Raw genomic sequence first — 15124 nt, forward strand, 5'->3', positions numbered from 1 at the left:
CAAAAAGACAATGAATTTCATCTAATAAAATCCCAAACATAGAAACAGCGACCCTCTAGCTGATAAACGCCCCATTAATTATTTAATTTTTCTGCATAAATAATAACCACAAATGCAATTGAGATCTATTTTCATTCGTATTTTAATGATAAAATCAGCCCACATAACACGCTAACTTTCTGCTAGTCGTGATTAAACATCATGCAGCTGCAGTTATTACCTAAGCTTTTTACCAGATCAACAATCAGGAGTTGTCACAATGCAAATACGCTATTTATCAGCGTGTTTGATGCTTTTACTTAATGCCCCGTTACATGCTAACGAAGTAAAAGAGCAAACAATTAAGCCTCAATGTGAACCAAGTAAAGATCAGCACTGTAATACCGACGATATTGAACGCATTACTGTAAAAGGTCAGTACATAGGGATTGAGGTTCCTGAAGTAATTGGTCGAGCCTATCTTGATCGCAACTTTATTGAAGCAACTCCAAAAGGAAATGGCGATATTAACGAGCTAATTGGCTTACTGCCTGGCGTGTTATTAAGTGAAAGTCATTTCTCAATTGATAGTTTGGCAGAAGTCAGTGCCCCAGAAATAAGCATATCGGGTGCTAAGCCTTGGCAAACAGGTTTTATGATTGATGGCATGAACTACAACAATCGGTTAGATCCTGCTAGTTCTTCAAGGATCAGTGCATCAGAAAATGATGTCTATGGTGGTGTACAAAGCATGAATGTTAACAGCCAATTGGTTGAATCAATTACAGTGTATGATCACAACATTCCAGCTGATTATGGTGACTTTTCTGGTGGTGTTATTGATGCCGAAACCATTTCACCCTTTTCTAAAGATACAAAGATAAGCTTAGGTGTACGTACTAACCAAAGTGATTGGGGGGAATATCACATTATCAGAGGTGAAGATAACGATAATGATAATCCGCTCGCAGAGCAAGAAGCACTTGAGCCGCCAGTATTTGAAAAAACAGATATCGATTTGATGCTGCAAAAGCGTATCAATGATAAACACGCCCTATTGTTCAATTTAAGTTACTTAAAAAGTGATATCTCTTCTATTTCATTACAAGAAATGAAAACCGAGCACAGAGAAAATATCAATGGCTTACTAAAATATAGTTATCGTGATGGTTGGGTTGATGCGCTTGATCTAACGTTTTTATACGCCCCATACAAATCACAAAGCTTCCTCGATGACGTACTAGACAGTGACTATGAAATTGATGGCGGTAATACGGGCTTTATTGCCAATCTAAGTGAAGAAACCAGTTTAGGCTTTTGGCGTAGTGAGTTTAATGCTAGCCAAAGCGATAATAATCGCAGCGCCCCTGCGCATTTTTATCAATGGCTACAAGCTAAAGGTAAAGAATGGGGTCAGTATGCTGACCAAGAATCTAGCAATGAAAATTACACACCTATCTTATTCTCCAAAATAGGAGGTTATGGTAATTTAGAAAACACCCAAACAACCTTCAACTGGCGTAATTCATTAACCCTAAACCGCAAAAACTGGGGTAAAACAGAGCACGCCATCCGTATTGGTGCTGAATTGAATCATCAAAACGTAGAACGTAATCGCGCACAAAACTATTACAAATATGATTCACCTGTGCAGTACTCTTCAAGCCAAAACTCATTAAACTGTAGCGGTTATACTATTGATTGTATTGAAGAAAGCTTTTATGTGGATTTAGATACCCTTGCCGAGCAACTAGGCGGCAGTATCGATTTTAATAACCCAGAGCACTTACTTGCCTACTCTAATAATGTAGCAAGTACGGCTCAGTATTTTAATTCACGTTTGGTCACACCCAGTGAACAAATAGACGTAAGCTTAAATAAAGCAGCACTGTATGCAACCGATGTGATCACCTGGAAGCAGTTTGAGTTTCAATTAGGGCTCAGATACGACTACGATGATTTTTTCAGAAATCACAATATCGCTCCTCGCTTATCAATGGGTTATGACGTATTTAACGATGGCAATACACTGCTTACCGCGGGTTTAAATCGCTACTATGATGCAGGATTATTAGCATACAAAATCAAAGAGCAACAAAAATTTGCCTACCGTGAGTACCGCCCTATTCAAAACGGTTATTTACAGGCTTGGCTTCCTTCTTCTTACACAGGTAACTTTCGCTATATTTTTGACGATGTGAAAAGCCCTTACGATGATGAAATTGCGCTAGGTCTTCGCCATGCCACAGAAAACTTTGGCAACCTATCACTGAAATATGTGAAAAGATTTAAACGTGATCAGCTTGCCCGTAATGAAGAAACCAACTTACATAATGATGGTTATAAATACATTACTATGGAAAATACTGGCACAGGTGAAAGCGAACGTTACTCACTGTCTTGGGATGCAAAATTTGGCGATCACTCTTTGTGGGCTAATATCAGCTACAGTGAAAACTCAGAAAGTAATACTGATTACACAGCTACACCTGACAACACCCCTATTGAATCATTGGTTTATTATAAAGATCAAATCATTAGCTTATCTGAACTCAATACTATTAAAGCTAACTTTGGCCGTCCTGTTGCTGCAAACTTTGGTTGGAATACTTTTTGGACAGACAACTTATCGACTGGCTTAACAGCAACGTATTCTGGTAGCTACACCACAGCTGTGCTCGGCTCTGGTTCTGAAGTTATCGGTGTCGAAAGTGAATGTAGTGGCTGTGAAAGCATAAATACTGCTATTCCAATTTACAAAGACTATGAATATAAAGCTCGCGTGATGGTCTCGTTAAATACCAGTTGGGAGTATCAAATTACGCAAAAACAGTCATTACAATTACGTGTTGATATAAGCAACTTATTTAATGCTCGTACCTACTCTATTATTGAAGGAAAATCAGGTGTTGAACCTGGCAGAATGTTTTGGCTAGGAGTGACCTATAACTATGAATAAAGGGTTAATTTCAGTCGCTTGTGTTTTCTTTGCTTCTGTAGTTCATGCAGACACAACTCTGCGAGAACTTTATTCTGTGGAGCAAAGTCAATGGCCAGCCATAATGACAGCTAAAGAGACCCCTGCTGCGCCACTAAAACCGTTAAAAGCCAAACCTTTTAACCAAAGTGATGAGATCATTGCATTAGGTGAAAAGCTATTTAACGATACACGTTTGTCACGAGATAACACGGTAAGCTGCGCAAGCTGTCATGAATCTCGTTTAGCGTTTACGGATAGGCGTAAACTAGCTGTCGGCATTGATGGCCAAGTCGGTACTCGTAATACCCAGGCAATTATTGGCATTGATCATTGGCAAACATTTTTTTGGGATGGCAGAGCTAAAACAGCGACAGAGCAAGCTTTAATGCCTATCGAAAATCCCAAAGAAATGGACTCATCTATTCAGCAGTCGCTTGACAAAGTAAACGCTGCAGAAGATTACCGACCCCCTATTTTCGCAGCGTTTGGTAATCAAACAATGAGCAAAGAGCAAATGGCAATAGCCATTGTTGCCTTTGAACGCACGTTTGATATCCCAGAGTCATTATTCACGCGGTTTATCGATAAAGCGCAAACCAATCCTAATGAAGCGGTTGCACTTTTAAACGATCAACAACTTGAAGGCTTACATCTATTTAGAACCAAAGCAAAATGTATGACTTGTCATGAAGGAGCTTTACTCAGCGACAATGAATTTCATGTTACGGGGCTGCATTTTTATGGTCGAAAACTTCAAGATTTAGGACGTTTTGATGCCACGCAAGACCCAGCTGATATTGGCAAGTTTAGAACACCTTCTCTACTTGCTTTAAAGCAAAGTACCCCTTGGATGCATACAGGCTTATTTCAAGGACTAGCTGGTGTTGTTAACTTTTATAATGCAGGCGGTGCAAGACCAAAGCCTAAGGGAAAGTATAAAGACGACCCAAACTTCCCTACAACCACAGACTTACTCCATAAGTTAGAGCTAGAAAAGCATGAGCGCGAAGCGCTTGTCGCCTTCTTAGAAATACTTTAAAAAATGGATGAGAATGACAACGCTCTCATCCATATAACTATCACTTCTTAGTTAGCTGTAATTCCAAAAAACACAACAACCAAATGCAAACGAGATCTATTATTATTTTTATTTGAGTGGTAAAATCCGTTCCGTTTTTAATATTATATGATTAACACGGGATATAAGATGAATAATAAGATCAAATACGCACCGCTAGTTATTGCGCTCGCTTTAGCAGGCTGTGGCGGTTCGCAGAGTAACAAAGCGCCAGAGTTTACAAGCAGCACAGCATTTACATTAGAGGAAGATACATCTTTCTCAGGTCAACTTGAGGCGACGGACGATGACTCATTGAGCTTCACACTCGCATCTGCTGCAAGCCATGGTTTATTTGCTCTTAATGCCAATGGCAGTTTCACTTATACCCCAAACGCTGACTTTGCTGGTCAAGACACAGTGACGGTCACAGCCAGTGATGGTAACTTAAATACGGATGCTGTTTTAACCTTCACAATCAATAATGTAAATGACGCTCCTGTATTAGTTAGTCAAACAGTGACGGTGACAACGTCAACGACAACACAAGGTTCATTAGTATTTAATGATGCTGATGGAGACGTAATTACTGTTGAGTTAGTAACAGCACCCGCTAATGGCACATTGCAGCTAGATAGCGACACAGGTCAGTTTACTTATGAGGCAGAAACACTCTCAGAAATAAACGACAGTTTTGAAATCGCTTTCACCGATAACAAAATAAGCGAAGCGATTACAGCTACTATTGAACTAACACCTTCATATGTGACAAATGAAGATAAACGCAATTTTTACTACAGCTCACATAAATCACACCTAAAGCAAGCAGAGGCAATCGGTAGTGAAATTAATGACGACAATTACTTAAATGAAGTAAATGCACAATTAGCTGTGGGTTATTTAATTGCTGGTTTTACTGACAAGGCTAATTCACATTTTGAAAAAATCACAACATCTCATGAAAAAGCATCGGCATATCTTGATGCAGCAGCTAAATTAGATGAATTACAACAAAGTGATGCAGCTATTGAGTACAGAGAATTAGCTTTTACGACATACAATCAATATATTGCTGAAAAAGGGTTAGAAAACATTAGCAGTAGCGATCCGAGCTTTTATCTATCTATTTCAAATCAATACAATAGCGCTGGTCAAACTGAACACGCACAAGCCATATTAGATACTATTTCTCTTTACGCCAGTAAGGTATGGACTGAAGAGTACAATAAAACTTACGCTAGATTTGTTTCAGCTGTAAAAAAAACAGCAATCGCTTCTGTAGAACAATATAGTACGAGCCATACCGAAGCAGTTAGAAATGCAGGCCTTGCTGTAATAAAAACCATGGCAGATCTTGCCGAAAATATTGGGGCTTACACCCAACCGTCAGGAGATTACAAAGGCCAAAGCACAGAGCGTATGCGGGCATTGTACATGAGTTGGGCTGCCGACTATTATTTAAGACTCAATGATACTGAATCTGCTAAATATTATACAAATTTGTCATTGTCATACTATGGTGTAGTTGGCTTTGATAATAGCTATAGTTTTTCAGCAAGCCCTTACGCTGAAGCAACCCTCGCAACCTATACTTATCCACTTGAAGCACTTACAGCAACGATTAAAGCCCTCTATGATGTGGAGCTGGTAAATAACCCTGCCTATCAATTACTGACTAAGCAGGCCGATAAAGACGACGCAATTGAATACTCTTATGCGTATGAAATCGCAAATAAATTGCAAGCAGGACAAACTTTATCTGACGCGGTCAGTAACGCTAAAAACTACTTTATGGAAGGTGAAACTACCAATGCTAAAAGCTATTATCAAACCTTAATAAATGCATCGGCACAGCCTGGTGCTGCAGCCATTTTACAAACTCGTGGCGAAAATGAACTAGCACTAGAAGTCACTGATTATGCCCAAAGCATCCTAGCATCGCCTGAATATGTTTTATCTGTATCTGAATATTACATTATGGGTAAATTTGGATGTGGTGGCTTAGTACAATTAGCCCTTAACTTAAACAGCCCTGAAAAAGCGAAACTTTACGCAACAAGTTGCGCCGCAATGCTTGATGAGTACTTTTTAGAAAATGAAAACAACTTTTCAACAAATAGCAGTATCAGTGCTTTAACGTCTCTTATTGCGACGTATGGTTTTATTGAAAACAACGAAGGTATAAGTAGTCTCGCCTCAAAACTGGATACACAAATTAGCTTATTAAGTAATAAACATGAACAAGCAGAAAAACGCTTGAAAGTACTTGGTTATTTGGTGAGAGCCGGCTTATTAGACACAGCTGTTTCGTGGTTAGAAACCAGCTTAGCCATTATTGATAGCGAAAAAGAAAATATAGATATTGAAGACTACACTGCTTTATTAGAGTCAGTTTTTGAGTCTGCTTTAAGTAATGAGTTGCTTAACACTGGGACTTTTGAGCAATATACACTTATAACAGCACTGTCTCGCTTTCAAGCAAACAACCAGCAATATGCTGAAGTATATGCAAATACGATGTCAGCACTTACAACATCTATCGACAAAGCAAAAGCTTATGTATTAACTCAATCAGATAAAGTAATACAAGATAACCTAGAAGCCCTTGTGGCTGTGTACGCACAATTAGGTGACGATGAATCTGTAAACGAACTAATCAACCTTCCTGTTAATGCTGAAGCGGATAAATTACCTTTACTCACGTTACATGCGACTCTAAAAGCTCAAAGGGATGACTTTTCTGGTCAAGCAATTGCCAGTATTGATACAGATCATGACGGCAAACCCAACTTCTTTTTGCCTAATGTAACTGAACAAGCAATTTTAGAGTCTGGTCTAACGGCTGATGATGATGCTGATAATGATGGCATTTTAGATGAAAATGACATCACACCTATTGGTGAATAACACCCATAGCCCATGCAATAGCATGGGCTTTCTTACCCCTTCAATTGACTTGGCGTAAGCCCGGTCCAGCGTTTAAACGCTCGTCTAAAATTAGCAATATCATAAAATGATAAGCGCATGGCAACTTGCTCATTGCATTGCTCGCGCATGGCAAGTAGGTAAATAGCTTTGCGCTTACTTTGCTCATCATACAAGGTAGAAAAACGTACGCCATGAGCTTTTAATTTACGCTTGAAGGTTGCAGGGCTCATGGCAAATTGGCTAGCTACTTGGTCTAAATTTAACGCCGGAGTTTGATAAATTAATCGGCTTACGGCTTCCACAAAGGTGCTATTTGCAGAATTTAATGCCGCTAGCTGCGAGTTAATTTGTGAGAACCTAAAACTACTAAACGCGGGGTTAGTGAGCCTAAGCGCTTGTTTATTCAATACCCAACGGGTTATAGGCTTTTCAAAAGCGACTTTAAGGCCTAAATGCTGCTCGTATTCTTGGCTATGTCTGGCGCGTTTATAGGCAAACTCAAACTGACAAGGGACTCGCTCACCTGCCACTTTTTTTAGGACTTGGTAAAACGCGGCGCTGTAAATTTCCATTACGTACTGGCTTATTTCATCATCCAAGCCCACAGCATTTTGCAGCACAATGTAATACTGCTCGTTATGCACATAACTATAACTAAATAACAAAGGTGCTAATTGCATGCGTAAATTGTGTAACTGTTTTAAAGCTTGGCCGATGTACTCAGAATTTAACACGCCTTGGGCGGCAACAGAGGTATCGTTTGCTAGTTGACTGCCTAATAAAAAACCGCTGTCGGCGGACTTCATCAACTGCTTAAACTGCGTCAATAAGCGCACTTGCTGTGAAATACTAAACTGATGCTGCACACTCATTAAGTCTTGCTCAAACACCCCTGTGCCTCTGAGTAACTTATGCAGTGCAATGCCGCGACTTAAGGCCAGCTCCACCAGCGTGGTGATCAGTCCCTGTGCGGTGAGGTATTTGTCATCTTGATTAAGATACGGCTTCACAATGGCTGACTCTTTGTTGTTTTTGTTGTTGTAACTTAGCGTGTAAACGCGAGCTTAAACTTTGTGGTGTATCGCCTTGTATACTGCCCACTAAGGCCGCTGTTACATATTGAAACTTAGCGTGTTTTTCGCCTTCGACCTTAAATGCACAATGGCTCAGCGCCGAGGTAATTTGCGCCACCAGTTCTTTTGCTTGTACTGCGCTGGTATTTGGCATTAGCACCATAAAGCAGTCTCCTGCATAGCGGCATACGACATCGTTAAGGCGGCAATTCATCAATAAAAGCTCGCTCACTTCACGGAGTAAGCGGTCGCCTTCGATAAAACCAAATTCAGCGTTAAAATCAGCAAAACCGCGAATATCAATAGCGGCTAGTTGCAATGGCTGTGGCTCACTTAACTGCTCTTTTAGTACATCTTGTAAGTAATCAGCCTTATACAGCCCTGTTATTGAGCACACTAATTCATGCTCACGATGCTGTGCTTCACGGCGCTTTAACTGCCTGTTAAGGACGTATTGCTCTTGATGCCACTGATAAAGTCCAAGACTTGTGAAGATCATACCTATCGGCGCAGGCAATGATTCAATCCAAGTAAGCCACGTGTTGGTTGGTTGATGTAACCACTCATCAAATAAATCAAGGGAAGCTGAAAACATAAAAAGCCCAAGCCCAAGCACTAAAAAGCTGGTGACTTTGCCGGGCGGCCTCGAAATAAGCAGCGCAGCTATCCAAGTAAGGGTCATAAGCACAATGCCACCCTCGCCTAAAATATCTAACCATGCGATATCGGCTAGAGGCTTTAACTCTCCTGCTTGCGCGCTTAGCAAAAACGCAATCACAAACAAAGCAATAACGGCATTGGTTAAAAATCGATGATGAGTAAAAGGGTTATATCGCATTCTCAGTACCTAACAATAATTCACGCTGCCATGCTAACTCGTTAGCGTTTAAAGCAGCAGGGTCATATTAGCTCAATGATGTGACAGCAAAACGACAGTCAAACCTTGTTAAACCCTTTAAGTACTATAATTGCCTTAAAAAGATGGGGTTATTGCAGCTCAAAAGTACTTTTAAAACCCCCTAATCACTTGTTTTTACTGGTTGTTAGCGATTTTCTGTCACATTTGCGTCATTTAAGCTGCGTACTTTGCTCATCAAACCAAGGACAACCAGGAGCAAACCCATGAAACAATTTAAAACGAAGGCGTTAGTAAGCGCCCTCGCCTTATGCCAATTTGCCGCTTACGCACAAGACGAACAAAGCAGCGATGAGAAAAAAGTAAAAGTCTCTGAAGAGCTTGTTGTATATGGCGAGATTGGTTATCGCAACCGCTCACAAGAGCTAGCACCGACGCTTGAATACTCACAAGAATACTTTCAACGTTTTGAACCGCTGACTGCCGGTGATGCATTAAAACGTGTACCGAGTGTGACGTTTTTATCAGATGTTTTAGAGTCTGATGGCGCGCGTATGCGTGGCTTAAGCCCAGCTTACACAAAGGTGCTTATCAACGGTGAAGAAGTACCTGGTGCAGGTGCTGACCGCTCATTCTTTGTTGACCGTATTCCTGCTGAGCTAATTGAGCGTGTAGAAATTATTCGTGCTTCAAGTGCAAACCGCTCTGCCGATGCCATTGCCGGCACGCTAAACATTGTATTGCGTGACGGTTACAGCCTAGATGGTGGTTACCTTCGTGCGGGTGGCCTGCGTTATGACGATGGCGAATTAAAAGAAAGCTTTGCAGGTGTTTACGGCACTGAGTTTGCTGGCGGCCGTTTACTACTAGGTGCGAACTTACAAGGTCGTTATAACCCAAAACAAAAATCAAGCCTACGCTATGGCGATAGCCCAGAGAATAACGCTAATTACAAAACCGAAGAATTCGATAACCGCGAAGATCAATCAGATATTCGCGACGGTGACGACACCTCGCTAAATGCCAGCTACGAAATTGCTTTTGATGATGGCAGTAAGTTTGATATCAGCGCGATTTGGGTTGATACCGACCGTACTGAAGATGAGCGTTCATTTGAATATGACGACCCAACAGCAATTAATAACTCAATTGTTGAAGGCGGTAACCTTGAGACCGACAACGCCAATGTGTCTTTCATCGACCAAACCAACTACAACATCAACTCGGGTTATGAGTTACCCCTTTTTGGTGGCACCAGTAAATTCAAACTTGGTTTTGCAAGCTTTGAAGAGTCTGTTTACGAACAAGAAGTAGAAATCGATACCTCTGAACTACCTATGGTATTTGAGGAAGAAGAAGAAACCGTAGACCTTGATGACAAAGAATGGTCATTACAATGGCAACATAGCTTGTTTGCAGGCGAGAACAAAACGATTCAATTCGGTGCCTTTGTACAAGGTAAAGAGCGCGATACTGCGGTTTATCAAGCCGAAGGTGAAAGCGAACAAAGCTTTACTAGCTGGGATCAGTTCAGCAAAACACCACTGTCACTTGCAGGCTTTAACAACGAGTTTGAAGCAGCCTCTGGTGGCGTCAATAAGCTCGAAGAAGACCGCCTAGATGTATTTGCATTAGTTAAGCACGAAGACCAAGACTTCTCGTGGGAGTTAGGTGTGCGCTACGAAACAACCGACTCAACCATTACTGACAAAGCAGAAGGTGTCAGCGCTAAAAACGATTATGACTTCTTCTTACCATCGGCACATTTACGCTATAACGTCTCTGAAAACGGCCGTGTTAGTGCATCGGTTGCACGTAGCTTACGTCGTCCTGACTTTGATTACATCACCCCTGCTCTACTTGAAAAAGAGCTAGGCGATAACGACTTTTTAGGTAACCCAGACCTACAACCAGAATCATCGTGGGGTATGGACTTAGGTTATGAGTATCGTTTAGGTAAAAGCGGCGTCGTGGGTATCAATGTGTTCTACCGTGATGTCACTGACCTTATCGAAATAGCTAATACAGGCCAACAAGGTTCAGAAGGTGATGGTACTTACATTTTGCAACCGCGTAACACCGGTGATGGCAACGTAAAAGGTATCGAGCTTGATTTATCAACGCCGCTAAGCGCTATTAGCATGCCAAACACAGGGGTATTCTTTAACTACTCATGGCTTGATTCAGAAGTAGATGACACTTTCGGTAGCCGTAAATTCAACGACCAATCTGACTACGTGTTTAACGTTGGCTTTATTCAAGATCTACCTGATTTAGGGGCTTCGTTCGGTGCAACTTACCGTAAACAAGGTGATGCTTATGGCCGTATCGTGGGTGAAGAAGTAACCACACACTACGGCGCAGACCTTGAAGTATTCGTAGAAAAACGCTGGCAAGACGTCACGCTTCGTTTGGTGGGCTCAAACCTATTAGATGCAAGCAAAGACGAAACCTTTAACAAGTTCGACACGGTTGATGACCAAATCAACCGCGACTTTGACGAGTATGAACTGGAGTCTGAAGAAGCAGGCCCTGTTATTCAGTTAATGCTGCGCTACGCGTTTTAATACACATAAGAGTTATTAAGGCAGCGCATTGCTGCCTTGTAGTATATTTGGGGATCCCATGAATTTTAAAAAACCACTTAATCTTGTTGCCAGTGCAGTGATACTAAGCACCCTAGCAGCGTGTAGCCAAACAACGGTAACCGAGGCACCAAGTAAAAACCAATTAACAGCATTTGGCACAACAGAAAATATGCAAGGCTCACAAGCGGCGGCCCTTGCTGATGACGCTTGGCTATTAAGCTCACAAAGCCAAGGCCTACAACTTATTGATGCCACAGGTAAACAACATGCATTACAAAAAGGTAACTTCGAAGCGCTGTCTGTTAAGGCAATCAGCAAAAACAGCTACCTTGTTGCTAGTATCGACAACGAAGCTGACCAAGCAGTGATTTTTAGCTTACAAAAAGCAGCTAAATGGCAGTTAACTGAAATTAGCCGTATTAGCCCACCAAAAGCAAAGCCTGAAGCGGTGTGCTTATTTGCTAACCCGACAACTCAGGCAGTTTCGGCATTTGTGGCAGACGCTCGTGGTCTTATCCGCGAAACACTGGTGTTTGACATGGAAAATAAGCGCGCGTTAAACCTTGAATTACGTGAGTTTGCCGGTGTAAGTGAAACATCAGGCTGTGCGGTTGATGATAACAGTAAAACTCTTTATTTAAGTGAAGGCGAGCTAGGCATTTGGCAAATTAACGCAGATGCTGAATCGCGCGCCGATAAAAAGCCCGTGGCTTTGATGTCGCCATTTGGCAGCTTAGCGCCTGAAGTTGGCGGTTTAACCACAACAGATGATGGTAGCTTATGGTTCACCACCTCTGAAGATAACCAATTACATCGCTACGAAAAGAGTACTAAACGTTTTAGCAGCTGGCAATTTGCTGGTGAACTGGCGATTGAATCTGCCGCAGTGCGCTTTAACAATAAGCAAGCTGATATCGTGTTATACGATGACGAATCAGGTCATTATGTAAAAGGTCAAATAGATGGGCAGGCTAAACAACATAATAGCGCTAAAACAGCCGCTGTTACTTACATCAATGCGCAAGCGCAAACCGATGCAGTACGTGCTTTTGGTGATGCCGCCGATGACCCTGCTATTTGGGTAAATTCTAAAAATGCAGCAAAAAGCCTGATCTTAGGTACCGATAAACGCCGTGGTTTAATGGTGTATGACCTTGCAGGCAAAGAGCTACAAGCGCTAGAAACAGGCCGTTTAAATAATGTTGATGTGCGCCAACATGCAAGTATCAACAACGCAAGCAATACGTGGATCACCGCAAGTAATCGTACTCATAACAGTATCAGTGTTTACAGCGTCGATACTCACAATCAGGTGCAACATCTTGCTGAGCTGCCAACGACTTTAAACGAAATTTACGGTATGTGTATGTACTCATCAAACACTGGCAACTATGTGTTTATGAATGACAAATCAGGCCTATTTCAGCAATACAAACTAACTGGTAATAATGAGAGCGTATCAGCACAACTAGTACGCGAATTTAGTGTTCCAAGCCAACCTGAAGGGTGCAGTGCAGATGATAAAACCGCACAGCTATTTTTAGGTGAAGAAGACGAAGGTATTTGGTTTATTGGCGCTGAGCCAACAGCAGGAAATAAACCTGTAATGCTGCAAACTGTGAACGATATGTTGGTTGATGATGTAGAAGGCATGGAAATCTACCACGCAAAAGATGCCCGCTATTTAGTGGTTTCTAGCCAAGGTGATTACAGCTATGTGCTTTATAAAATTATTGATGGCAATACCCCTAGCCTAGAGTTTGCGGGTAAATTTGCAATCAGCAATAACCTAGAGTTAGCAATAGATGGCGTATCAGAAACTGATGGCCTAACGGTAACACCGGCTGCGTTACCGGGCTACCCTGAAGGGGTGCTAATTGTGCAAGATGGTTACAATCGTATGCCACAGGCACCGCAAAACTTTAAGATTATTGACTGGCGCGAAGTAAAAAAAGCTATTCAATAAATTACTCCGTAAGGGTGCTCGGTTTATCTGGGCACCTTTTTTATCTGAACATGTTTAATCAGTAAAATAAATAACTAAAACATCCTACAATTGCACCGTAAATTAGCATAGGCAAAAAGGTTTTCTTAAGCACTGGCCCTTCTTGATTATTCACTCCAACAATACTGGCTACAGCAATAATATTGCTAATGCAGATCATATTCCCCATCGCAGCCCCCGTTGATTGCAACGCAAGCACTAAGGTTTCTGATAGGCCCACTTGCTGTGCAATACCATATTGAATACCGCCAAAGGTAAGATTAGACACGGTTGCCGAACCTGAAAAGAAAGTCCCGAGAGCTCCCAAGTAGGAGGCAAATAACACCCAGTGCTCACCGCTTAAATCAGCAAAGGTACTCGCCATATAAAATATGGGCGCATTATGGCCGCCTTGCATTAAAACATTCACCATCACCAGCGCCCCGATTAAAGCGATACATGGCATAACAATACGGCCTATGGTGTCGGAGCACATTTGCTTTACTTGTGTCTTACTCATTTTAAGTAACGGCACACAGATCAACACCACTAATACAAACGGGATCAACGCTGGTACAAACAAGGTTTTATACGACCACCCCACTGAAGTGCCGAATATCTCATGTAAAGATAAGATCAGTGCTTTGCTTAATTCAAATTGTGCAAAGCCCAAATGAATACTCACCCAGAGCGTTTCGTCGTTAAGCAATGCTTTAATGCCCAACTGATGAATACGGGTTATCACCAGCACAACAATCAAAAGTAATAACGGTAATAAAGCTAAAAATAGCGCTTTGGGTGTAAGCTCAGCTTTGCCTTTCGAGCTTTGTGCATTTACAGCTGACTTATCTAACCCCACTCCCCTACTTGCTAAATAGATAGTGACTAATAGACCCACTGCACCACCTATCAACGATGGAAATTCATAGTTCCACTGGGCAAACAACCAATAAGGTAAGACACATGAAAACACACTCAAATAAATGAATACGCTATTTTGACGCACCTTTTTTAGTGGTAAAACAAGACACAGCGCAATCATAGGAATAACCAAAGCAGCAATAACATGACAAAGCGCCGTCCACCTTGAGATAGCCAACACTTGCCCATCATCTAAGTTTAGCGCCGAAAAGCCAAACCATGTTGGTGTGCCAACTGCACCAAAAGATACGGGGATCGAGTTTAAAATAAGAGTGAAAATAATCACTTTAAAAGGCGAGAAACCAAGCCCGACCAAAATAGGCGCCGCGATGGCCGCAGGCGTGCCAAAGCCCGATGCGCCTTCGAGCATAAATGCAAATGCCCAACCAATGATCATCAACTGTGCAACTTGATTACTGCTAATTGATTCAAGCCAATGTTTTATCGTAGTTTCGGCCCCAGATATTGCCAACATGCGGTTAAGTAAAATAGCCCCTGCAATAATCGAAATGGGCGTCATAACAGACAACACACCAGCAAACGAATTAGCAAGCAACAGCCTTAAATCAGCTTGGAAGTAAAACAGTTGCAGTAAAGCAGCGAGTAGCGCTGTTATGGGTAAGGCAATATAAGAAGCGATGGGGCTGCGTTTTACCATCATCCAGATCAGCACCAAAATAGGCAGTGCAGCCACTAGGGTATTCATGGGTCATCCTGTTGTTTTTATTAAGCGCTTTCCTTAATTCAAAGTATAGACA

General features: G+C 41.7%; 8 protein-coding genes. 5 read left to right on the top strand and 3 right to left on the bottom strand.

What is annotated here, in order from left to right:
• Window positions 1-259 precede the first annotated feature (259 nt).
• From AOG26_RS00080 to AOG26_RS00090, 3 genes are all read left to right on the top strand, one after another.
• Window positions 260-2938, top strand: coding sequence for a TonB-dependent receptor plug domain-containing protein (locus AOG26_RS00080; RefSeq protein WP_054560668.1), 2679 nt, complete (start codon window positions 260-262; stop codon window positions 2936-2938).
• Window positions 2931-3998 (top strand): cytochrome-c peroxidase, encoded by a 1068-nt coding sequence (locus AOG26_RS00085; protein ID WP_054560669.1) that lies wholly within the window; start codon window positions 2931-2933, stop codon window positions 3996-3998. Before AOG26_RS00080 ends, AOG26_RS00085 begins: the two co-directional genes overlap by 8 nt.
• Before the next feature lie 168 nt (window positions 3999-4166).
• The gene (locus AOG26_RS00090) at window positions 4167-6923 is read left to right on the top strand and encodes a cadherin-like domain-containing protein (protein WP_054560670.1); all 2757 of its coding nucleotides are present in this window, start codon (window positions 4167-4169) and stop codon (window positions 6921-6923) included.
• 32 nt (window positions 6924-6955) lie between these two features.
• Here AOG26_RS00090 and AOG26_RS00095 read toward each other — a convergent pair whose 3' ends face one another.
• Window positions 6956-7954, bottom strand: a complete 999-nt coding sequence (locus AOG26_RS00095; RefSeq protein ID WP_054560671.1) for a helix-turn-helix domain-containing protein — start codon at window positions 7952-7954, stop codon at window positions 6956-6958.
• Window positions 7938-8855 carry a GGDEF domain-containing protein gene (locus tag AOG26_RS00100; RefSeq protein ID WP_054560672.1) on the bottom strand — a complete coding sequence of 306 codons (918 nt, stop codon included), beginning with the start codon at window positions 8853-8855 and terminating at the stop codon, window positions 7938-7940. Before AOG26_RS00100 ends, AOG26_RS00095 begins: the two co-directional genes overlap by 17 nt.
• A gap of 284 nt (window positions 8856-9139) precedes the next feature.
• Between AOG26_RS00100 and AOG26_RS00105 the strand changes: the two genes are divergently transcribed.
• Together AOG26_RS00105 and AOG26_RS00110 are read left to right on the top strand one after the other, a co-directional pair.
• Window positions 9140-11440, top strand: coding sequence for a TonB-dependent receptor plug domain-containing protein (locus AOG26_RS00105; protein WP_054560673.1), 2301 nt, complete (start codon window positions 9140-9142; stop codon window positions 11438-11440).
• A gap of 58 nt (window positions 11441-11498) precedes the next feature.
• On the top strand, window positions 11499-13427 hold the full coding sequence (locus AOG26_RS00110; protein ID WP_054560674.1) for a phytase: 1929 nt from the start codon (window positions 11499-11501) through the stop codon (window positions 13425-13427).
• 58 nt (window positions 13428-13485) lie between these two features.
• On the opposite strand, the gene AOG26_RS00115 is transcribed toward AOG26_RS00110, so the two are convergent.
• Window positions 13486-15072 carry an L-lactate permease gene (locus AOG26_RS00115; protein ID WP_054560675.1) on the bottom strand — a complete coding sequence of 529 codons (1587 nt, stop codon included), beginning with the start codon at window positions 15070-15072 and terminating at the stop codon, window positions 13486-13488.
• Window positions 15073-15124 lie beyond the last annotated feature (52 nt).

Origin of the sequence: Pseudoalteromonas sp. UCD-33C (genome assembly GCF_001306895.1) — a bacterium.
Lineage (GTDB): Bacteria > Pseudomonadota > Gammaproteobacteria > Enterobacterales > Alteromonadaceae > Pseudoalteromonas.